The sequence below is a fragment of the Ruegeria conchae genome, from assembly GCF_000192475.1.
GTDB lineage: Bacteria > Pseudomonadota > Alphaproteobacteria > Rhodobacterales > Rhodobacteraceae > Ruegeria > Ruegeria conchae.
Window position 1 is genome coordinate 12,433 of record NZ_AEYW01000013.1, and the last position, 20,746, is coordinate 33,178.

21 protein-coding genes are annotated in these 20,746 nt (G+C 56.3%); 11 read left to right on the forward strand and 10 right to left on the reverse strand.

Annotated elements, in window-relative coordinates; translation table 11 throughout:
* Positions 1–9: 9 nt before the first annotated feature.
* From G7G_RS0111925 to G7G_RS0111945, 5 genes are all read right to left on the reverse strand, one after another.
* A complete protein-coding gene (locus G7G_RS0111925) occupies positions 10–630 on the reverse strand; it encodes an OmpA family protein (RefSeq protein ID WP_010441657.1) in 621 nt (206 codons plus the stop codon).
* 16 nt (positions 631–646) lie between these two features.
* On the reverse strand, positions 647–2,053 hold the full coding sequence (locus G7G_RS0111930) for a type II and III secretion system protein family protein (protein ID WP_010441658.1): 1,407 nt from the start codon (positions 2,051–2,053) through the stop codon (positions 647–649).
* A gap of 196 nt (positions 2,054–2,249) precedes the next feature.
* Positions 2,250–3,131, reverse strand: coding sequence for a Flp pilus assembly protein CpaB (cpaB, locus tag G7G_RS0111935; RefSeq protein WP_010441659.1), 882 nt, complete (start codon positions 3,129–3,131; stop codon positions 2,250–2,252).
* A 174-nt stretch (positions 3,132–3,305) separates the two neighbouring features.
* Positions 3,306–3,500 carry a hypothetical protein gene (locus G7G_RS0111940; protein WP_010441660.1) on the reverse strand — a complete coding sequence of 65 codons (195 nt, stop codon included), beginning with the start codon at positions 3,498–3,500 and terminating at the stop codon, positions 3,306–3,308.
* A gap of 90 nt (positions 3,501–3,590) precedes the next feature.
* Positions 3,591–3,785 carry a hypothetical protein gene (locus tag G7G_RS0111945; protein WP_010441661.1) on the reverse strand — a complete coding sequence of 65 codons (195 nt, stop codon included), beginning with the start codon at positions 3,783–3,785 and terminating at the stop codon, positions 3,591–3,593.
* A 353-nt stretch (positions 3,786–4,138) separates the two neighbouring features.
* Here G7G_RS0111945 and G7G_RS0111955 point away from each other — a divergent pair, with 353 nt between their 5' ends.
* A complete protein-coding gene (locus tag G7G_RS0111955) occupies positions 4,139–5,005 on the forward strand; it encodes a lytic transglycosylase domain-containing protein (RefSeq protein WP_010441663.1) in 867 nt (288 codons plus the stop codon).
* 48 nt (positions 5,006–5,053) lie between these two features.
* On the opposite strand, the gene G7G_RS0111960 is transcribed toward G7G_RS0111955, so the two are convergent.
* The 5 genes from G7G_RS0111960 to tldD form a co-directional block, all read right to left on the reverse strand.
* Positions 5,054–5,680, reverse strand: coding sequence for a 3-oxoacid CoA-transferase subunit B (locus tag G7G_RS0111960; RefSeq protein WP_010441664.1), 627 nt, complete (start codon positions 5,678–5,680; stop codon positions 5,054–5,056).
* The gene (locus G7G_RS0111965; RefSeq protein WP_010441665.1) at positions 5,680–6,384 is read right to left on the reverse strand and encodes a CoA transferase subunit A; all 705 of its coding nucleotides are present in this window, start codon (positions 6,382–6,384) and stop codon (positions 5,680–5,682) included. The genes G7G_RS0111960 and G7G_RS0111965 overlap by 1 nt, the downstream gene beginning before the upstream one ends.
* Positions 6,385–6,476: 92 nt before the next feature.
* Positions 6,477–9,098 (reverse strand): type I DNA topoisomerase, encoded by a 2,622-nt coding sequence (gene topA / locus G7G_RS0111970; RefSeq protein WP_010441666.1) that lies wholly within the window; start codon positions 9,096–9,098, stop codon positions 6,477–6,479.
* Positions 9,099–9,262: 164 nt separating this feature from the next.
* Positions 9,263–10,414: a DNA-processing protein DprA gene (dprA, locus tag G7G_RS0111975; protein ID WP_010441667.1), complete on the reverse strand. Its 1,152-nt coding sequence runs from the start codon at positions 10,412–10,414 to the stop codon at positions 9,263–9,265.
* Between the two features lie 238 nt (positions 10,415–10,652).
* Positions 10,653–12,074, reverse strand: a complete 1,422-nt coding sequence (gene tldD, locus G7G_RS0111980) for a metalloprotease TldD (RefSeq protein ID WP_010441668.1) — start codon at positions 12,072–12,074, stop codon at positions 10,653–10,655.
* 176 nt (positions 12,075–12,250) lie between these two features.
* Here tldD and coxB point away from each other — a divergent pair, with 176 nt between their 5' ends.
* The 10 genes from coxB (at position 12,251) to G7G_RS0112030 (ending at position 20,746) form a co-directional block, all read left to right on the forward strand.
* Positions 12,251–13,162: a cytochrome c oxidase subunit II gene (gene coxB / locus G7G_RS0111985; RefSeq protein WP_029621961.1), complete on the forward strand. Its 912-nt coding sequence runs from the start codon at positions 12,251–12,253 to the stop codon at positions 13,160–13,162.
* Between the two features lie 74 nt (positions 13,163–13,236).
* Positions 13,237–14,193, forward strand: a complete 957-nt coding sequence (cyoE, locus tag G7G_RS0111990; RefSeq protein WP_010441670.1) for a heme o synthase — start codon at positions 13,237–13,239, stop codon at positions 14,191–14,193.
* Complete coding sequence (locus G7G_RS24535) at positions 14,190–14,351, forward strand: hypothetical protein (RefSeq protein WP_010441671.1); 162 nt, start codon at positions 14,190–14,192, stop codon at positions 14,349–14,351. Before cyoE ends, G7G_RS24535 begins: the two co-directional genes overlap by 4 nt.
* The gene (locus G7G_RS0112000) at positions 14,351–14,926 is read left to right on the forward strand and encodes a cytochrome c oxidase assembly protein (protein WP_010441672.1); all 576 of its coding nucleotides are present in this window, start codon (positions 14,351–14,353) and stop codon (positions 14,924–14,926) included. The genes G7G_RS24535 and G7G_RS0112000 overlap by 1 nt, the downstream gene beginning before the upstream one ends.
* Before the next feature lie 22 nt (positions 14,927–14,948).
* Complete coding sequence (locus tag G7G_RS0112005; RefSeq protein ID WP_010441673.1) at positions 14,949–15,764, forward strand: cytochrome c oxidase subunit 3; 816 nt, start codon at positions 14,949–14,951, stop codon at positions 15,762–15,764.
* A gap of 156 nt (positions 15,765–15,920) precedes the next feature.
* Positions 15,921–16,598, forward strand: a complete 678-nt coding sequence (locus G7G_RS0112010) for an SURF1 family protein (RefSeq protein ID WP_010441674.1) — start codon at positions 15,921–15,923, stop codon at positions 16,596–16,598.
* Complete coding sequence (gene thrC, locus G7G_RS0112015; protein WP_010441675.1) at positions 16,595–17,983, forward strand: threonine synthase; 1,389 nt, start codon at positions 16,595–16,597, stop codon at positions 17,981–17,983. Before G7G_RS0112010 ends, thrC begins: the two co-directional genes overlap by 4 nt.
* On the forward strand, positions 17,980–19,242 hold the full coding sequence (locus G7G_RS0112020) for a M16 family metallopeptidase (protein WP_010441676.1): 1,263 nt from the start codon (positions 17,980–17,982) through the stop codon (positions 19,240–19,242). Before thrC ends, G7G_RS0112020 begins: the two co-directional genes overlap by 4 nt.
* Entirely contained in the window at positions 19,242–19,826 is a 585-nt protein-coding gene (locus G7G_RS0112025) for a GNAT family N-acetyltransferase (protein WP_010441677.1), read from the forward strand. Before G7G_RS0112020 ends, G7G_RS0112025 begins: the two co-directional genes overlap by 1 nt.
* 101 nt (positions 19,827–19,927) lie before the next feature.
* Positions 19,928–20,746 carry an MBL fold metallo-hydrolase gene (locus G7G_RS0112030; RefSeq protein ID WP_010441678.1) on the forward strand — a complete coding sequence of 273 codons (819 nt, stop codon included), beginning with the start codon at positions 19,928–19,930 and terminating at the stop codon, positions 20,744–20,746.

Sequence of the window (20,746 nt, forward strand, 5' to 3'; positions counted from 1 at the left end):
TAGGTATTATTATTCACCGGATTCGCCTTCACCGATTTGGATGAAGCTGACCGGGGCCGCGCTTGAGATATACTCGCGGTAGATAACTTCAGCGTATTTCCCATCCAGGATATTCTTGTGACTATCAACAAATCCTGAAACCTCGGTAACCGTCCTACGGTTACGACGATCCCGATCCGGAGTCGCCACAAGAGGGCGGGATTTCCCAAACGAAACAACCGCTTCCAGTCTTGATCGCGAGATCCCTTGCCGCGTCAGGAATGCCACCGCCGCATTGGCACGGCGTTGCCCCAGACGGTTGTTATAAGCAGTTGAACCTACAGCGTCGGTGTGACCGTAAACACGGAACCGCGCTTCGGGGAACTGTTTGATCCATGCGGCTTGCTGCAGCAGAATCTTCTGCGCTGATGCATCCAGCTGTGCGCTATCAAACGCAAAGTTGATCTGCGTCGGAACCTCTGCGGCGAATCTCTGAGCCAGGATCTGGCCATACGTCAACTCGCCATTCATGACCTGAATGTTATTCAGCGTCGCGTTTCCGAAAGTGCCCTGATCGATTTCATACCCAGCTTCGCGAGTACAGCCAGCGACAGCAACCGAAAGGCCCAGTGTCAAGATCCACTTTTCCATTGGTCCTATCCTCCTATCAATCCAGAACATAGCCATAGGAGGCGCCAAAGTCCTGCTTGGCCACTTCCGATGCAGCACCGCTTCCGGCTCGTTCAGTCCGGGCGACTTTGCCATTCACGAACAGATCGAACTCGCTGGGTGGTTTGACCCGGTCAGTTGGCAGGGCAAGCGCCTCACCACGAGTAGGTGAAACCAGATGTGCGGTAACAATAATGATCAGCTCGCTTTGTTCGCGCTGATATTGAGCGCTGCGGAAAAGAGCGCCCAGAACCGGCACATCACCCAACCACGGAACCTGACTGTTCAGATCTGTGAAGTCATCCTGGATCAAACCAGCAATCGCAAAGCTTTCACCATCATTCAACTCGATCGTCGTGCGTGTGGTACGCGAGATGAAGCTCGGGACGTTGTCGCCGTTGATCGTGAAATCGGAACTCTGATCGATTGACGATACGGATGCGCCCATTTCCAGATTGATGCGGTCGCCGTCCACGACACGAGGAACGAACAAGAGCTGAACGCCGAAGGCCCGATACTCGATCGCAACCACGCCGTCACCTTGCGGAACAGGGATCGGCACTTCGCCACCGGCCAAAAATTCAGCCTCTTGTCCGGATAGTGCCGAAAGGTTCGGTTCGGCCAAACTGCGGACTAAGCCTTTGGTTTCAAGTGCTTCCAACAGAAGGCGAACCTGCGTTGAACCTGCGCCGAACCCAAACAAGATAGCACCCGTATTGGTTTGCACGAACGGGATGTTATTCGCCAACGCGTTGTTAAGTGATGCTTGGTTGTTCAAGCTGTTGAAGCCGCCGGTCGCGTCTCCACCGCCAAAGCCCAGAGATGCCGACAGGTTCTTCGCTACCGAACGGTTCATTTCGGCGAATCGCACTTTCAGCATGACTTGCTGTACGCCACCAACATTCATCAAGTTCGATACACGCTCAGGCGCGTAGCGCTCGGCGAGTTCAAGAGCACGTGCCAGTCTTGCACTGCTTGATACCGTACCGGATAGGACAATACCGTCATTTGCGGTCCGTACTTCGATCGGCTCATTTGGCAGAATCTGACGCAGCCGCTCTTTGAACTCAGAGACATCTGGCGAAACGCGCACACGCACGTTTGTGATCAGATTCCCAGCGCCATCGAACATCGTCAGCGTGGTTATGCCGGGTGCGCGACCCAATACATATATTGTCCGGTCGGACAGAGTAGAAATGTCTGCAATGCCTGCGTTGGCAATGCTGATATCGGCAAAGGGTTGTTCACTCTCCACCACAATTGCGCGGTTAACAGGAACATCCAGCGATTCAGCTGTCCCCTTTTTCACCACGCGAAGATTTTGGGCCCACGCGGCATCGCCGATTGGGCTCACAACAAGCGACAACCCCAGCAGGGTTGCGCTGATCCAGGAACGTATTGTCATGTGACCTGCCTCTCCGATCACCACTCGATTTTTTATGGGTCTAATGCCCTATGATCTGAACCCTGCGCCAATTCCGGATTTATTGCAATAATCAATGGTTTCCGGAATTTTCCTTATGTGGGTTTCTCGCAACAACGCCATGAAAAAGACCGCGCAAAATGCGCGGTCTGTGGGTCGTTAACGGTTTGAATTTTCGTTAGTTTGTACAGGGAATTGGTGTCTCGACAGTTTCGCCGCCACGACGGGTTCGGATTGTACAAACCTTCTTTTCAACCACTACTGGTGCGGGTGCTCGTTCTTGAATTCCCAATAGTGATTGCTGGTCTACTTCAACCACTTCGGCGACTTCATCGTCCTGCGCGCCCACTAGCGCCAGAGACATACGGCCGGTGTTTTGTGCCTGTGCCAAAGCCGCAATTTGTTGTGAGGTCGCCGCTACGGTCACAGTGCGGGCAATCGTGGTCCCTGTGACATCTGAACCCGCAATCTGGTCAACTGCGACCAGTTCAATATTTGTCAGAACCAGTCGGGTAATCTCGCCGCGTCCAGCATCAGTAGTACCGCGCAGCGATCCGGTCCAATAGACGTCCACTGTGTCACCAGGGCGCAAGAAGCCCGAAACGCCGGAAGCAACATCGACGCTGATTGCAAAGGCACGCATGCCCTTGGGCAACTGCGACCTCAAGCCCGCTGTTTCGCCCGGATTGGTAACTTTGACCTCCATGATGGCTTCGTCTTTTTCCATCGACCGAAGCACATATCGTTCGTTATTCTTGATATCGGGGAACAATACCGCAGCATCGATGAATGCACCCTCGGGGATTGCGGTTTCAGGCCACTGGACAACGCGAATATCTTCTTGGTTCAGTCGCTCACCATATTTGAGAGACCGGTTTGAAACCAGAACTCCGACTGTTGGCACAACGCCTGCTTTTGCATTTGCCAGTGCCTCTTCACGCAGCTTTCGTTCCTGCGCAAGTTTGGCCTGGTTTTCGGTAATATATTCGCGTGCCATATAGACAGCACCACCGGCCAAGGCGATCCCGATGATAAGAACAAGTCCAAAAACAGCTCGCATTTGTCCCTCGTCATGTTTCGTTCAAGTAGGTTTTACGGCTCTGATCGCCGCAATGGTTCAACGGCTACCCTAGAGGGCAATTGTGTCCAAAAATGGGACAATCGAAATTAATTCTTTGCTCAAGAAAGACGACTGATTTCGCATTAGCAAATTTTCAAGGTCGTCATGCGAGCGTTAGTCAAAACTAATGTTCTGGACTTCCGTGTTCGCGAGAGCTTGGCCAGTCTTCTCGTCGAGACCGCTGACGCCTTCGTTCAAGAGCGTGTACATCAGACCACCAAAGCCCACAACTGCAGCAGTCAATACAACCCAGTCTACCGTCACTGCGCCGTTTTCGTCGTTCGCAAATTTCTTGATTGTGCTGAACATCATACTATTCCGGGCAAAGTACCTTTGAAAAAGGGGCCAGGTCTTCGAAAAGACTTGGCCCCCACATTACACACCAGAGTGTGATGCTAATTAGTTGGTGTTTGGCGTAGTAACGGTAATACCGGACAGCGCGCTGTCGATGTTGCCCGCCAGTGTGCTGGCACCGCTACTAACCTGATTGTAAGCGATGGCTGCCAGAGCAACAACAGCTGCGGTCAGAACGACCCAGTCTACAGTTACGGCGCCGTCTTCGTCTTTGCGGAAGTTCTTGATGAACTTGATCATGTTACGTCCCTCCTAAAGGATCAAATAAGCAATTAACCTCGGCGTCTTCCAGAGCATTCTCTCTCGGTCCGCTCCCGATCGTCTCGGCATGGGTCTATGTTTGACCTTTGCGCGTGGCAGGAATTGGGCCAAACCAATATTTTTTGGCTAAATGCTTAAGATTTTATTCGTAATTCTTGTAACATATTGATTATTAGTAGAAATTACTTCACCTTTTTTCGTGCATAGAGGATTGGGCGATGCAAAATAGCGGCAAATGAGGCGAAATTGCCCCATTTCGCTTTGTTTTTCTGGCGTTGCAGGCCGTTATAGGGTTCAAAATGCTTCAAAAGATAAGAAATCGAGGCAGGCAAATGTATTTCCGGGACGCAATGTTTTGCGCAGGTGCAGTCGCATTCCTATTGACGGGTGCAATTTCGGTATCCGCGACTGAGATCGAGCCGCGCGGGGTTTATAAGCGTATCAAAGCCCCCAAACCAGGCACGCGTCCGCGTGTGACCATTCAAATTACCCCAGAACAACACGCGGCGTCGCCTTCGGCACCCAGCACCGGGGCAAAGCTGGATGTGCCCGAAGTTACGACCCCTGCACCCGTTCCGCCGTCGAATCCTCCGAAGATCGCAGGAACGACCGAGCCGGTAGGGACCTATGAGGCTTTCTGGAGCCGAATCTCACCCGAACTGCAACAGGCAAGCGCAGGAAGGCTTGCAGAGGCTGTTCAGGCATTGTCTGCGACCGACGTAGCGGCCCCGCGCCTTCAAACGCTTCAGGATATCGCAGACGCGCGCGGCGTGGACATCCTGCGCTCGACTGTGGGCACAAATGTCTCGCCTGCGCTTGTGCTGGCAGTAATCTCGGTGGAATCGGCCGGGAAAACACAAGCCGTTAGTTCCGCCGGCGCTCAGGGGTTGATGCAACTCATGCCAGCCACAGCCGAACGCTTCGGTGTCGAAGACAGCCTCAAACCGGAACAGAACATAGAAGGTGGGGTCAAATACCTTCATTGGCTGATGGAGGAATTCGACAACGACCCAATCCTCGTTCTCGCGGGTTATAATGCAGGCGAGGGGGCCGTGCATAAACACAGCGGTGTGCCACCTTATGCTGAAACCAGAGATTACGTGCCCAAGGTCCTTGCCGCGTTTCAGGTCGCAAGCGCGCTGTGCACGTCAGCACCGCAGTTCGTATCGGACCCCTGCGTCTTTCAGGCAGCCAATTAAAAAAAAGCCCGCGTCATTGCGGGCCTTTTGCTTTTTGGAGGAGCGATGTCAGTCGACAATCGTTGCCTGGGTCGCCGCTCTCATATCCGCATCGCTGACACCATCGGCAAGTTCAACGATCTTCAAGCCACCTTCGACCACATCGAGGACGCCCAGATTGGTGATGATCCGATCCACAACGCCCTGTCCGGTTAGTGGCAAAGTACATTCCTTCAGCACTTTCGAATCACCATGCTTGTTGGTGTGGTCCATCACAACGATAACGCGGCCTACACCGGCCACCAGATCCATCGCTCCGCCCATGCCTTTGACCAGCTTGCCGGGAATCATCCAGTTGGCCAGATCGCCTTTCTCGTCGACTTCCATCGCACCCAGGATCGCAGCGGCAATCTTACCGCCTCGGATCATCGCGAACGAAGTCGCGCTATCGAAGTATGAGGTGCGGGACAGTTCGGTGATCGTCTGCTTGCCTGCGTTTATCAGGTCGGCGTCTTCCTCGCCCTCAAACGGGAAGGGGCCCATACCCAGCATACCGTTTTCGGACTGCAGGGTGATGTCCTTGTCGCCCACATAGTTCGCCACCAGCGTCGGAATACCGATGCCGAGGTTCACATACATGCCGTCTTCCAGCTCTTCTGCCGCGCGTGCGGCCATCTGATTGCGGTCCCAGGGCATTATGCGTCCTCCTTCTTGCGGGTGGTGCGCTGTTCGATGCGCTTTTCGTGGCTGCCTTGGATGATACGGTGCACATAGATGCCGGGCAGGTGGATGCTGTCAGGGTCTAGCGAGCCGCGCGGAACGATTTCTTCAACCTCAGCCACACAAATCTTACCGCATGTTGCGGCGGGCACGTTGAAGTTGCGGGCGGTCTTGCGGAACACCAGATTTCCGGTGTCATCTGCTTTCCACGCCTTTACGATCGCGAGGTCGGCGAAGATGCCTTCCTCCATGATATAGGTCTCACCGTTGAAGTCTTTGTGCTCTTTGCCATCCGCGATCACCGTTCCCACGCCTGTTTTGGTGTAGAACCCGGGGATGCCAGCACCACCGGCGCGCATGCGTTCGGCCAGTGTGCCTTGTGGATTGAATTCCAGCTCCAGCTCTCCACTCAGATACTGGCGCATGAACTCCGCGTTTTCACCGACATATGAGCTGATCATTTTCTTGACCTGCTTGGTTTGCAGCAGGATGCCGATGCCGAAATCATCAACGCCTGCGTTGTTCGAAGCAAAGGTCAGGTCCTTCGCGCCCGACGCTTTGATCGCCTCAAGCAGCATCTCTGGGATACCGCACAGACCAAAGCCGCCCGCCGCGATCAACATGCCATCCGAGATCACCCCATCGAGCGCCTCTTCGGCATTGGCATAGATTTTCTTCATGGAAAACTCCCCCAATGACATGGTGTTGGGCCGAGTTGTGCCGCCACGTCACCGGGAAGTCAACGAATCCAAGGGGCAGGTGGTATTTCTACCTAACCTGCCTTTTTGGTGGTTTTCTTGGCAACTGCTTTCTTCTTGGGCGCCGCCTTCTTCTTAGTACCCTTCTTGGCCGCACGCTCGTTGACCAGTTCAATGGCCATTTCCTGCGTTACATCTTCGGGCTTGATATCTTTGGGGATGGTCGCGTTGACCTTTTCCCATTTCACGTAAGGCCCGTAACGCCCGTCCAGAATCTGCATCATGCCACCATCCGGATGTTCGCCTACTTCTTTCAGCGGTTTCGCAGCCTGTCCTCGCCGTCCCGGATTGGCCCGTTTTTCGGCCAGCATTTCAACCGCCCGGTTCATGCCGATTTCAAACACGTCATTTGGATCTTTGACATTGACGTAGACGGGTTTGGCCTCCTCCGGAAGCTGGTGCATGATATATGGGCCAAACCGTCCAAAGTTCGAGTTGATCATGCCACCCTCGGGATGTTCGCCGATCTGGCGCGGCAAAGACAACAAAGTCAGCGCCTTTTCCAGATCCATGTCATCTTTGTTCCAGCCACGGGGCAGGGATGCACGCGGAGGTTTCTTGTTTTCGGGCGTGGGCTCTCCGCGCTGTACATAAGGGCCAAAGCGACCGGATTTCAGCCAGATTTCATCGCCCACATCTTCGCCCAGCAAACGTTCGTCACCTTCAGCACCTTCGCCAGCGATCGGACGGGTATAGGTACATTCCGGGTAGTTGCCGCAGCCCACGAATCCACCGGTACGAGACGTTTTGAGGTGCAACTGCCCCACGCCGCATTTCGGACAAACACGCGGATCGGATCCGTCTTCTCGCGGGGGATACAGCTGGGGTGCCAACGCCTCATCCAGCTTGTCCAGCACTTCTGATATGCGCAGTTCCGAAGTCTCACCAATTGCAGCCGAGAAATCTCGCCAGAACTTACCGAGCAGATCCTTGTAGTCACGGTCCCCAGCGCTGACGTCATCGAGCTCTTCTTCGAGGTTGGCCGTAAACTCATAGCCCACATACTGGCGGAAGAAGTTCAGCAGAAAGATCGTGACGATCCGCCCCTTTTCTTCGGGGATCAGGCGGTTCTTGTCTTTGCGTACATATTCCCGATCCTGAATCGTGGTGACGATCGAAGCATAAGTCGATGGTCGTCCGATCCCCAGTTCTTCCATCCGCTTGACAAGCGTCGCCTCGGTATAGCGTGGCGGCGGTTGAGTGTGGTGTTGCAGCGCGAGCACGGCTTCGTTGTCGGACAGAATCGCGGCTTTGTCCGAGTCGCTGGTGGCCTTGGTGAACTGATCCCGCAATGATGTCTTGGCAAAGCGCGCCGGATCACCTTGCATGATCTGAGGCAGGCGCTTGTCATCGTCATCAACAACGTCATCGCGGCCTTCTTCATAGACGCGCATGAAACCGTCAAACAAGACGACTTGGCCGGTGGCGCGCAAGCCGACTTGGCCGTCATCACTGCCGATTTCGACTGTCGTGCGCTCCAGTCGTGCCGCAGCCATCTGACAGGCAATGGTGCGCTTCCAGATCAGGTCGTACAGTTTACGCTGATCTTCATCCGTCACTTTCAGCGCTTTGGCATCACGCGACATATCCGTCGGGCGGATACATTCGTGCGCTTCCTGTGCGTTCTTGGCCTTGTTCTTATACATGCGCGGGCTGTCCGGCACATATTCGGGGCCATATCGATCCGAGATGGCATCACGCGTGGCGGCGACAGCTTCGGGCGCCATGTCGATACCGTCAGTCCGCATATAGGTAATGTAGCCCGCCTCATACAGCCGTTGCGCCACCTGCATCGCGTGGCGCGCGCCCAATCCGAATTTACGACTGGCTTCCTGCTGCAGGGTCGAGGTCATGAACGGGGCACTTGGGTTACGTGCGGCAGGCTTGGCCTCGACTGAGGTGACACTCAGCGCCCGGCTGGTAATCGCCTGTACAGCCAGCTCGGCCTGCGTGGCATTAGTCAGATCGTGTTTGTCGAGCTTTTTGCCGGCCAGAGTAACAAGACGGGCTTCATAGGTCTGGCCGCGTGGTGTTTCGAACAAGGCCCTTACGGACCAGTATTCAACAGGCTTGAACGCCTCGATCTCCATCTCGCGTTCCACGATCAGGCGCAGGCAGACCGATTGTACGCGTCCGGCAGACTTTGCCCCGGGCAATTTGCGCCACAGTACCGGCGATAGGTTGAAGCCCACCAGATAGTCCAGCGCGCGGCGGGCCAGATAGGCCTCGACCAGAGGCATATCGACCTCGCGCGGGTTCTGCATCGCTTCGGTCACGGCGTCCTTGGTGATCGCGTTGAACGTCACTCGGCTGACCGGCGTGTCCTTCTTGATCGAACGCCGCTTGGTGAGCGCTTCTTGCAAGTGCCAACTGATCGCTTCGCCCTCGCGGTCAGGGTCAGTTGCGAGGATCAAAGCGTTGTCTTCTTTGAGAGCGTCGGCAATCGCTTTGACGTGTTTGCGGCTGTCGTTGCCCACCTCCCATTTCATAGAGAATTCATGCTCGGGATCGACCGAACCATCCTTCGGCGGCAGGTCACGGACGTGGCCATATGAGGCCAAAACAGTGTAGTCGGGGCCAAGATACTTGTTGATCGTTTTTGCTTTGGCCGGAGATTCTACAACAACTACGGGCATTTAAGGGGAATCCTCGCTCGACGGATTTTGCGCTTTGTATGACCGTGCAAAATGTGTGGGGCAAGATCGAATTGTCAATGCGTTCGTTTTCCGCGCCCAATGCCCCTGATTTTCAAGCCGATTCTGGCAGTTTGCACCGTGTCATAGGTAGCTGGTCCTAAATCTCAGCTTATCGGATATTGGGCGCTAAGGGCCAAAAGCCCGCCCGGTTGCCGCTGAATCTTACCATCAAGTTCCAGATCGACCAGCACTGGGCCAATTTCGCCAGCGGATGCGTCGACATCCCGGATCAACTGGTCCTCGGCAATTGGAGATGGACCAAGGCAACTGAGAATCACGTCGTGTAGTGCGCGTGGGGCATTTTCGGATTGTGCCGTCTCCAGTCGGATAGGCGGGATTTGTTGGGGCAGTATCTGATGCTGCGGCGTCGGCAATGCGTCAATCACATCTTCAGCGGTGCGTACCAATGTCGCGCCGTCCCGGATCAGCAGGTTGCATCCCGCCGCCCTTGCGTCGAACGGGTGACCAGGGACGGCCAGAACTTCTCGTCCCTGGTCTAGCGCGTCTCGTGCGGTGATCAGGCTGCCCGATTTGGCGGCAGCTTCGACCACGACAACAGCCTGTGCCAGACCTGAAATAATGCGATTGCGGCGCGGGAAATGCCGGGCCTGTGGCGTAGTGCCCATCGGTTGCTCGGACAGGCGCAGGCCGGTTTTTGCGATGTCGCGCGCCAGATCAGAATTCTCGGCTGGATAAATCACATCGACCCCACCAGCCATCACCGCCACAGTTCCTGTCTCCAAAGTGGCAATATGGGCCGAAGTATCAATACCGCGGGCCAGTCCCGAGACGACGATGTAGTCTTCTTTACCCAACTCAGAGGCCAACGCCCGTGCCATGCGGGCACCCAGTGAAGAACAGTTCCGTGCCCCGACCATAGCGATCGCCTGTCGATTCAGAATAGTCGGATCACCAATCGCCCATAACATTGGAGGTGCGTCAGAAATGTCGATCAGCGCATCGGGATAGTCAGCGGCCCCAAGGCACAAAAGCCGCGCTTTGGCTGCTTTTGCGGCCTTGAGCTCCGCCTCGATCACGCCGGGGGGGCAGATTTCGTACCCTTCAATTCCGGCTGCGCGCGCCATTTCCGGCAGCGCGGCCAGCGCATTCTGCGCCGAGCCATGTTCGCGCAACAGGCGCCGAAACGTCGCCGGTCCAACTTTGCGCGAACGCAACAGACGGAGCCACGAAAACCGGTCCTCTTCCGTGGTGGGTGGGAGTGGGGGGTGATTGGAAGAAAGCTGCTCTTCGGTCATCCGATGCTCCGCCTGATTGCAAAACTGGTTTACGGTGCAGCGGGTTAACAGCCTGTAAATCTTGGATAATTAGAACTGAATTATTCGGATTTTGAATTTAGATGTCACGCTATACATATGAAAATAAAGCAAAAATTTGCATGAATTTTTTTGCGCAAGTTACCGTTGATCGGCAACTTCTTCAATCGATGAGGCGCAGCGTTAACCCTGCGCCTCATTCCTCGCACTGAATTCCGACTCAAGCAGCAGAGCCGCCAACCGTAAGTCCGTCCATCAGTACGGTTGGTTGCCCCACTCCCACCGGCACCCATTGCCCGTCCTTGCCGCAGGTGCCCATGCCCGGATCAAGCGCCATATCGTTCCCCAGGCCCCGAATACGCTTTAGCGCCGAGGGGCCGTCACCAATGAGTGTCGCGCCTTTGACCGGAGCACCAATCTTACCATTCTCGACGCGATAGGCCTCGGTGCAGGAAAAGACGAACTTGCCATTGGTGATATCAACCTGACCACCGCCAAAACCGACGGCCCAGATGCCGTCCTTGATGTCTGATACCAGCGAGGCTGGGTCTGAATCACCGCCCAACATGATCGTATTGGTCATACGAGGCATGGGTTTGTGGGCATAGCTCTGTCGCCGCCCGTTGCCGGTGGGTGAAACCCCCATCAGACGTGCGTTTTGGCGGTCCTGCATATATCCAGTCAGTATACCGTCTTCGATCAGGACCGTGCGCGAACTGGGGGTACCTTCGTCATCCACCGAAATCGAGCCGCGACGGTCCGCTATCGTGCCGTCATCAACGACGGTCACGCCTTTTGAGGCGATCTGCTGTCCCATCAGACCGGCGAAGGCCGAGCTGCCCTTGCGGTTGAAATCGCCTTCCAGACCGTGCCCAATGGCCTCGTGCAACAGAATTCCGGGCCAGCCAGGTCCCAATGCAACCTCCATCACGCCGGCAGGGGCAGGGATGGCATCCAGATTAACCAGAGCGATCCGCAGCGCTTCGCGTGCTTTGTCCTGCCAGTCGGTGGGGTCAATCAAACCGTCCAGCCCCACGCGACCGCCCCCCCCGGCTGAGCCGCTTTCGCGCCGTCCGTTCTGTTCTACGATGACCGAGACGTTCAGGCGGGTCATCGGGCGCACATCGCGCACCTGGACGCCGTCGGGGCGCAGAATCTCGATCTCCTGCACTGCGGCGGCAATCGTGGCGCTGACTTGCACGACCCGAGGGTCCAGATCGCGGGCAAAGGCGTCAATCTCGCGCAGGGTCTCGATCTTGACCGGAAAACTGGCGGATTCGATCGGGTCCTCATCGGTATAAAGCCGTGTGTTGGTGGCCTGTGGCGGTCCGGCCAGCGTCCCTCCACCATCACCGACGGCCAGCCGTGCGGTTTCAGCGGCTCGTTTAAGTGAGGGAATCGAAACATCCGTCGAGTGTGCGTATCCCGCAACTTCGCACTGCACTGCACGCAGGCCGAATCCCTCGGATGCATCGTAGGAAGCCGTCCGCAGACGACCGTCATCGAACACCAGTGACTCAGACTTTCGCCGCTCGACAAACAGCTCTCCGTCCTCCGCGCCATTGGTTGCGGCCTGCAGCACAGCAAGCGCCTCGTCCTTCGGAAGAACGCTTTCAAAGGGGCGAAATGGGGCCTGAGACATAGGTTGCGACCTTTCGGGTTTGATCCAGATCAAAAATAGCGTCTGTTTGACGCAAGCATTTTGCTTTATCTACCCGACGGAATATGGTTTTTAACGCGGCCAAAGACAACGGGAGAGGTGCGACCGATTCACACCTTTTCGCCAGAGACGCAAAGATCAAACGATCAGGACAGAAAATGAAGAATGCTTTGATGCTTTCCGGGCTTGCAACAGCCCTCTCCAGCCTTCCCGCCATGGCTCAGGAGCTTGAGATTATTGGCAAGCCGGTGGCAGGCGGCGTTGGTTTCCAGCCTGCGACCACCAGTCTTGCCGAAGGAATTCAGAGTCTCGACAATATGATTCTGGTGATCATCACGGTCATCTGCCTGTTTGTCGCCGGTCTGCTGCTCTACTGCATCGTGCGATACAATCGGCGTGCGAATCCTGAGCCTGCGCGGTTTTCCCACTATACCCCGGTTGAGATTGCGTGGACCCTTGGGCCAATCCTAATTCTGGTTTTCATTGGCGCATTCTCGCTGCCGGTTCTGTTCAAGCAACAAGAGATCCCAGAGGGCGACATCACCATCAAGGTCGTGGGTAACCAGTGGTACTGGACTTACGAATATGTCGATCACGATTTTGCATTCGACAGCTACTTGCTGGGCCACCCGGCCACTTTGGATGAGGGCGCGCGCCCTGCGGATGCAGATGTAACGCCATTTGTGCTGGATGACGCGATGCGCGCCAAGCTGGCCGATGCGGGCTACAGCCAGGATGAATGGCTGCTCGCGACGGACACGGCGGTAGTTGTTCCAGTTGGTAAGATCATTGTCATGCAGGTTACTGCGTCTGACGTGATCCATTCGTGGACCATCCCGTCATTCGGCGTAAAGCAGGACGGCGTACCAGGTCGTTTGGCCGAACTGTGGTTCCAGGCTGATAAGGAAGGCGTCTATTTCGGCCAGTGCTCGGAACTGTGCGGCAAAGACCATGCCTATATGCCGATCACCGTCAAAGTGGTCAGCGAAGAGGCATATGAGCAGTGGCTGCAGGGCGCTCTGGAAGAGTATGCAGGTCAGCCTGTTTCCTATCAGGTGGCCTCGAACTAAGCCGACTGAGGCCTGGGTAAACATGTGCGGGCTGCGCGGGATTCGCGCAGCTTTTGCCCCGAAAAGGACCAAAGATGAGCGACGCAAGCTTCAATGCCAGCACCGTTTCCGCGCAGACCTGCGCGGACGAGGCCAGCTTTGGCGATTATTTTGCGCTGCTGAAGCCACGCGTGATGTCGCTGGTGGTGTTTACGGCTTTGGTTGGATTGCTTGCGGCCCCGGTTCCGGTACATCCGTTTGTAGGATTCTGCGCCATCCTGTTCATCGCGATCGGCGGTGGTGCGTCTGGCGCGCTGAACATGTGGTGGGACGCGGATATCGACCGCGTGATGAAGCGCACCAAAGGCCGCCCGATCCCGTCCGGCAAGGTCGAGGAAGGCGAGGCATTAGCATTGGGACTGGCTCTGTCTGGCCTGTCCGTCATCATGCTGGGTCTGGCAACCAACTGGTTCGCCGGCGCGTTTCTGGCCTTTACCATCTTCTTCTATGTCGTCGTCTACACGATCTGGCTAAAGCGTTCGACACCGCAGAATATCGTGATCGGTGGTGCCGCAGGGGCGTTCCCGCCGGTGATCGGATGGGTCGCGGCCACAGGTTCGATGACGCTTGAGCCGTGGTTGATGTTCGCCCTGACCTTTATGTGGACGCCGCCGCATTTCTGGGCCTTGGCGCTGTTTATGCGCTCGGACTATGACGACGCAGGTGTGCCGATGCTGACCGTTACGCACGGCCGCCGCGCCACACGCTGGCACATTCTGGTCTATACCGCGCTGCTTGCGGTGCTGGCGGTGGGCACCGCGTTCTCGGATATCGGAGGCCCGATCTATCTGGTGGTCGCACTGGTTCTGAACGGCTTGTTCCTGCGGGGCGCCTGGCAGATTTCCCGCCGAAACGAAGACGATTCCGAAGCCGACAATTTCAAGGTCGAGCGCAGCTTCTTCAAGCTGTCGTTGCTGTATCTCTTCCTGCATTTTAGCGCGATTCTGGCTGAGGCGCTGCTGAAACCTTATGGGCTGGGAGGCTGGTCATGAGCCTGCGCAAAAGCCATGAGCTGCATCAGCGTCGGTTCAGCCGCAATCTGGGCGTGGGCCTAACACTGGCCGCGTTCATCGTGATCATCTTTGGACTGACGATCGTGAAGGTCTCGGGCACTGATTTCAACATGGCACCACAAGAGGTGCAGAACTGATGGCGTTGACCGGTCCTCAGAAAACCGTTGCACAAACGGTTGGTGTGGTTGTCCTGATGGGCAGCCTCGCTTGGGCAGCTGTGCCGTTTTATGACTGGTTTTGCCGGGTCACCGGCTTTGGTGGGACCACCGGCGTGGCCGAAGTGGCACCAGACGAGATTCTGGACCGCACCGTCACCGTGCGTTTTGACGCGTCAAAAGCCAAAGACATGGCCTGGGAATTCAAGCCGGTCGAGCGCGAGTTGGAAGTCCGCATTGGTGAAACCGGGCTGGCCTTCTACGAAGCCTATAACCCAACTGATCGCCCGATTGCGGGACAGGCGTCATACAATGTCGCCCCGTATTCTGCCGGTGGGTATTTCCAGAAGATTGCCTGTTTCTGCTTTGAAGAGCAGGTTCTGCAACCCGGAGAGCGGGTTGAGATGCCGGTGACTTTCTTCGTCGATCCAGAGATGGTCGAAGATTTAGAAGCCAAGTATGTGCATACGATCACTCTGTCGTATACATTCTACGAAATTGACCTGCCCGAGGGCTTTGCCGCCCTTGACGTGCAGGCTGAGACAAACAAGAACTAACGCCTGTAGGTGAGGGACGCTGATGGCACACGCAAAAGACCATGATTATCACATTCTGAACCCGTCGATCTGGCCATTGATCGGCGCGGTATCTGGCTTTGTGATGCTATTCGGGGCTGTTCTGTGGATGCACGGGATTACCCCGTGGATCTTCTGGATGGGACTGATCGGTGTTCTTTACACCATGTTCGCATGGTGGTCCGAAGTGGTGGTCGAAAGCCGTCAGGGCGACCATACGCCAGTTGTGCGTATCGGTCTGCGCTATGGCTTCATCCTGTTCGTGATGTCCGAAGTGATGTTCTTCTTTGCCTGGTTCTGGTCGTTCTTCAAGCATCGCATGTACCCGATGTACGACTATGCTGGCACCGAGTACATCCAGCCCGACATTCACGCGGTTGACCCGTTCCACCTACCGCTGATCAACACTCTGGTGCTGCTGCTGTCGGGTTGTGCGATCACTTGGGCACACCATGCTCTGGTGCATGACAATGACCGCAAGGCACTGATCAATGGTCTGGCCATTGGCATCGTTCTGGGTATCGCGTTTACTGCATTGCAGGGCTTTGAGTACTACGAGCTGCTGGCCCACGAAGGCTGGAAGTTTGGCGATGACCAGTTCTACTCGAACTTCTTCATGGCAACTGGTTTCCACGGTTTCCACGTCATCATCGGAACCATCTTCCTGTCGGTCTGCTTGATCCGCGCCCTGAAAGGCGATTTTACGCCTGAGAAACACGTCGGGTTCGAAGCGGCAGCCTGGTACTGGCACTTCGTTGACGTCGTCTGGCTGTTCCTGTTCTTCGCCGTTTACATCTGGGGTCAAGCTCCGCTGATGTGACGCCGGTCAGGTGATCCAATTGCAAAAGCCGCCCCAAGGGGCGGCTTTTTCTCTATAAGGTGCGCAAGATTGCGCCCCATACAATTGCGTGGTTGCAATTAGACCAACACGCGCCGTAACAAGACGCCGATTTCTGCAACAAGGTTTGGCCCCGCCATGCGCCGCATTCTGTTTCTGCTGATTTTCGGCCTCGCGGGTTTGGGCGTGCTGACATCGCTCGGCGTGTGGCAAATGCAGCGCCTGGCTTGGAAACAGGGCATTTTGGCCGAGATCGAAGCGCGCATTGCGGCTGATGCGGTTGATCTCCCCGAGACCGTCATGGAAGCAGATGACAAGTATCTTCCTGTCACACTCTTCGGAGATATGAAGCCAGAGGAAATCCACGTTCTGGTCTCTGTCAAGCAGGTTGGGGCTGGGTACCGGATCATTCAGCCCTTCAGCACCGCTGGTCGCATAATTCTTGTGGATCGGGGCTTTGTACCGACGACCGCCAAGCAGGCCGATCGTGTGACTGGCCCGATGGAGGTCTCAGGCAATCTGCACTGGCCTGATGAAATCGACAGCTATACGCCCGTGCCAGATATCGATGGCAACATCTGGTTTGCGCGTGACGTGCCCACTCTGGCAGCGGCGCTAGCTACAGAGCCTGTGCTGTTGATCGCCCGGTCCAAAACGGACCCTGACATAACACCTCTTCCGGTGGACACGGCGGGTATCCCGAACGACCACCTTCAATATGCAATCACATGGTTTGGTTTGGCTCTGGTTTGGGCCGCAATGACCGGATACTTCCTTTGGCGCAACCGCGCCCCTTCTGAGAGAGAAGAGCAATGAGATATATCTCGACCCGTGGCCAAGCGCCGGAACTAAGCTTTGAAGAAGCGATGCTGACCGGGCTGGCACGTGATGGTGGCCTGTACCTTCCCGCCGAGATCCCTGTGATGTCGCAGGACGAAATTGCTGCGTTGGCTGGCTTGCCCTACGAAGAAATCGCATTCCGCGTCATGTGGCCCTATGTCAACGAGTCATTCGCCGAGGATGAGTTCAAGGCTATCATCGCCCGCGCTTACGATGGTTTTGGACACGACGGCCGCGCGCCGTTGAAGCAGCTGAACGAGAACCATTTTCTGCTGGAGCTGTTTCACGGACCCACGCTGGCCTTCAAAGATTTCGCCATGCAGCTAATTGGCCAGCTGTTTCAGGAAGCGCTGAAACGGCGCGGTGATCGCGTAACTATCGTCGGTGCGACAAGCGGCGATACTGGTTCAGCTGCCATTGAGGCGTTTCGAGGGCTGGACGCGGTGGACGTGTTCATCCTGTTCCCGCATGGCCGTGTTTCGGAAGTGCAGCGCCGTCAGATGACAACGCCCGCCGACAGTAACGTGCACGCTTTGGCCGTGGATGGCGACTTCGATGACTGTCAGGCTGCGCTGAAAGACATGTTCAACGATTTCGAATTCCGCGACGGCGTGAAGCTGGCCGGTGTGAACTCGATCAACTTTGCGCGCGTCCTGGCACAGATCGTGTATTATTTCTCGGCCGCCGTCAGCCTTGGCGCGCCGCATCGCAAGGTCAGCTTTACCGTCCCCACAGGTAATTTCGGCGATATCTTCGCAGGCTATCTGGCCAAGCGTATGGGTCTGCCCATCGATCGTCTGGTGGTGGCAACCAACCAGAACGACATTTTGCATCGCTGTCTTTCGGGCGAGGGGTATTTCAAGGGTGACACGGTCCCTTCGATCAGCCCGTCGATGGATATTCAGGTCAGTTCCAACTTTGAGCGCGCACTGTACTTTGCCTATGGTGAGGATGGTGGTGCCGTTGCGCAATTGATGGATGAACTGAAGAACGGTGGCTTCAACGTCAGCCAAGGCGCGATGGAAGCGCTACGGGAAAGCTTCGACTCGGGTCGTGTATCTGAGGATGAGACACTGGCCACAATCAAACACACTCTGACCCGCAGCGCCGAACTGGTTTGTCCGCACACTGCCGTTGGTATCAAGGTCGCTGAAGAACATCGCTCTGCCGACGTTCCGATGATTACTCTGGCGACCGCACACCCCGCGAAATTCCCGGCAACGGTTGAGAAGGCAAGCGGCGAACATCCGCCTCTTCCATCCCGCATGTCTGATCTGTATGAACGTCCGGAACGGGTGACACGGATTGCCAACGATCTGGGTGCCCTTGAGGATCATATCAGAAGGCATATCGCTGAGTGACTGTCAGACAAGACCAACTGAAGAACGGCTTTCGTATCGTCAGTGAACATATGCCGGGGCTGCAATCTGCAGCCATTGGCATCTGGGTATCCGCCGGTGGGCGGCATGAGCGGATCGAACAGAATGGCATCGCGCATTTCCTTGAGCATATGGCATTCAAGGGAACCGAGCGGCGATCCGCGCTGCAAATCGCCGAGGCGATCGAAGATGTGGGCGGATATATAAACGCCTACACATCGCGAGAAGTTACGGCCTATTACGCGCGCGTTTTGAAGGACGATGTGACACTGGCGATGGACGTGATCGGCGACATCGTTCTGAACCCAGTGTTTGATCCGCGCGAGATCGAGGTCGAGCGTGGTGTAATCCTGCAGGAAATCGGTCAGGCTTATGACACGCCCGATGATGTTATCTTCGATTGGCTGCAAGAGCAGAGCTATCACGATCAGCCGCTGGGCCGCACCATTCTTGGCCCGACCGAGCGGGTAAGTGCATTCTCGCGTGAAGACCTGTCGGGTTTCGTGGCTGAGCATTACGGGCCGGAACAGATGATCCTGTCGGCCGCTGGCGCTGTGGATCATGACGCCCTGATGAAGATGGCGGAAGAAATGTTCGGCCATCTGCAGCCGCGCAAAGGTCTGACCCCTGAAATTGCCCGCTTTACCGGTGGTGAGGCACGGCAGGAAAAAGATCTGGAACAGGCCCATTTCGCGCTGGCCCTGGAGAGCCCAGGCTATCGCGATGATGCGATCTATACCGCACAGATTTATTCGACGGCTTTGGGCGGCGGCATGTCTTCGCGCCTGTTTCAGGAAGTGCGCGAAACGCGTGGTCTCTGCTACACGATATTTGCACAGACGGGCGCCTATGCCGACACCGGTACGACCACGATCTATGCGGGCACCTCCGCCGATCAAGTTGCCGAACTGGCCACGATCACCATCGACGAGATGAAGCGCGCCGCCGGCGACATGAATGACGAAGAAGTGGCCCGTGCCCGCGCACAGATGAAGGCCGGAATGCTGATGGGGCTGGAAAGCCCCTCGAACCGGGCCGAACGTCTGGCGCGTCTGGTGCAGATTTGGGGGCGGGTGCCCTCGCTCGAGGATACGGTCGCCAAGATCGACGCCGTCAGTACCGAGGATGTACGCGCCTTTGCTGAACAGATGGCCATGCAGGCCCCGGCGGCGCTGGCGCTGTACGGGCCGGTTTCAGGTGCGCCATCGCTGGCTGAGCTGCAGGAGAGGCGTGCGGCGTGATGCTACTGGGCAGACGCAAGCTTAAACTTGAAACCGAGCGGCTGAGCCTGCGCCCGCCTGTCCATTCCGATTTCAATGATTGGGCGGCGCTGCGGCGCGCGTCAAAAGAATACCTGACCCCGTGGGAACCGGTTTGGGCGAAGGATCACCTGAGTCGCAAATCTTTTACCAACCGGGTTTACTGGGCTCAGCGCTCGGTTGCCGGCGGCACGGCGATTCCGCTATTTCTGTTTCGCCGTACGGATAATGTCCTGCTGGGGGCCATCACGCTGGATAATATCCGCCGTGGTCCAGCGCAGGCCGGAACACTGGGATACTGGACGGGGCAATCCTTTGCGCGTCAGGGCTTCATGCGCGAAGCGATTGGAGCGGTGGTTCATCACGCCTTTACCCGCCTTGATCTGAGTCGGATCGAGGCTGCCTGTTTGCCGGAAAACAAGGCCTCGCGCGGGTTGCTGGAAAGTTCGGGCTTCAAATATGAAGGCGTGGCGCAGTCCTATCTGCAGATCAACGGGCGGTGGCGGACCCATGTTCTGTATGCGTCTTTGCGGTCTGATCGGCGCGGGAAGACCGACGTAGGTTAGGGCGCGTTGCCCCGTGCGGCGGGACGCGACTCCCCCCGGAGTATTTTGGGCCAGATGAACAAGTGGCATGACTTGCGGGCGTTCTGCGCTACACTCGGGGTATGTGGCGGGTTGTTGCAGTATTGATGATGATCTCGGGCGGGGCTGTGGCGCAGGAGCGGCGGCCTAGTCACTGTATCGCCATTGCGGATGCAGCGCCGGGGATTGAATATCTTCACAAAGCGGCCTGGCAGGATCCTGTGCCAGAGTTTTCGGTTCGGATCAGCTATGTCGCGCATGCATCGTTTTTGATCCAGACACAGGGTGGATTGAACGCGGTGACCGATTTCACCGGCTTTATCGGCGGCGCAGCGCTGATTCCAGACGTAGTCACGATGAACCATGCGCACAGCACCCACTGGACCGCCCATCCCGATCCGGCCATCCCGTACGTCCTGCCTGGCTGGGGTGAGTTCGGGCAGGGCATTGAACATCATCTCGATCTGGGAGAGCTGCTTGTGCGTAATGTGTCGACCGATATTCGATCGGCTTATGGTGGCGTTGAAGAGCGCGGGAACTCGATCTTTGTGTTCGAATTAGAGGGGTTGTGCATCGGTCATCTGGGACATCTGCATCATATTCCCTCGGACAAACAATTCGCGGCATTGGGTCGGCTTGATGTGGTCATGGCCGCAGTGGATGGTGGGACGACCATGCCTCTGCCCGAAATGATCCAAGTTCTGAAGCGGCTGAAAAGCTCGATCATTATTCCAATGCACTGGTTCTCGGACTTCTCACTTGAACGATTTCTAGTCGATATACGCGAGGATTTTCCGGTTGAGCGAGATGGAGTTTCGGAACTCATCGTCTCATTGCGGACTTTGCCAGACCGACCGACGGTCGTCGTGTTGGAACCCCAGTATCTGATTGAGCAGGAATAG

Coding starts and splice junctions, on each gene's coding strand:
- G7G_RS0111930 (WP_010441658.1), bottom strand. CDS start 2,053: ATGACAATACGTTCCTGGATCAGCGCAACCCTGCTGGGGTTGTCGCTT.
- cpaB (WP_010441659.1), bottom strand. CDS start 3,131: ATGCGAGCTGTTTTTGGACTTGTTCTTATCATCGGGATCGCCTTGGCC.
- G7G_RS0111945 (WP_010441661.1), bottom strand. CDS start 3,785: ATGATCAAGTTCATCAAGAACTTCCGCAAAGACGAAGACGGCGCCGTA.
- G7G_RS0112010 (WP_010441674.1), top strand. CDS start 15,921: ATGCGCCGCATTCTGTTTCTGCTGATTTTCGGCCTCGCGGGTTTGGGC.
- thrC (WP_010441675.1), top strand. CDS start 16,595: ATGAGATATATCTCGACCCGTGGCCAAGCGCCGGAACTAAGCTTTGAA.
- coxB (WP_029621961.1), top strand. CDS start 12,251: ATGAAGAATGCTTTGATGCTTTCCGGGCTTGCAACAGCCCTCTCCAGC.
- G7G_RS0111960 (WP_010441664.1), bottom strand. CDS start 5,680: ATGCCCTGGGACCGCAATCAGATGGCCGCACGCGCGGCAGAAGAGCTG.
- G7G_RS0111940 (WP_010441660.1), bottom strand. CDS start 3,500: ATGTTCAGCACAATCAAGAAATTTGCGAACGACGAAAACGGCGCAGTG.
- G7G_RS0111925 (WP_010441657.1), bottom strand. CDS start 630: ATGGAAAAGTGGATCTTGACACTGGGCCTTTCGGTTGCTGTCGCTGGC.
- tldD (WP_010441668.1), bottom strand. CDS start 12,074: ATGTCTCAGGCCCCATTTCGCCCCTTTGAAAGCGTTCTTCCGAAGGAC.
- G7G_RS0111965 (WP_010441665.1), bottom strand. CDS start 6,384: ATGAAGAAAATCTATGCCAATGCCGAAGAGGCGCTCGATGGGGTGATC.
- G7G_RS0112025 (WP_010441677.1), top strand. CDS start 19,242: ATGCTACTGGGCAGACGCAAGCTTAAACTTGAAACCGAGCGGCTGAGC.
- topA (WP_010441666.1), bottom strand. CDS start 9,098: ATGCCCGTAGTTGTTGTAGAATCTCCGGCCAAAGCAAAAACGATCAAC.
- G7G_RS0112005 (WP_010441673.1), top strand. CDS start 14,949: ATGGCACACGCAAAAGACCATGATTATCACATTCTGAACCCGTCGATC.
- G7G_RS24535 (WP_010441671.1), top strand. CDS start 14,190: ATGAGCCTGCGCAAAAGCCATGAGCTGCATCAGCGTCGGTTCAGCCGC.
- G7G_RS0112000 (WP_010441672.1), top strand. CDS start 14,351: ATGGCGTTGACCGGTCCTCAGAAAACCGTTGCACAAACGGTTGGTGTG.
- G7G_RS0111955 (WP_010441663.1), top strand. CDS start 4,139: ATGTATTTCCGGGACGCAATGTTTTGCGCAGGTGCAGTCGCATTCCTA.
- cyoE (WP_010441670.1), top strand. CDS start 13,237: ATGAGCGACGCAAGCTTCAATGCCAGCACCGTTTCCGCGCAGACCTGC.
- G7G_RS0112030 (WP_010441678.1), top strand. CDS start 19,928: ATGTGGCGGGTTGTTGCAGTATTGATGATGATCTCGGGCGGGGCTGTG.
- dprA (WP_010441667.1), bottom strand. CDS start 10,414: ATGACCGAAGAGCAGCTTTCTTCCAATCACCCCCCACTCCCACCCACC.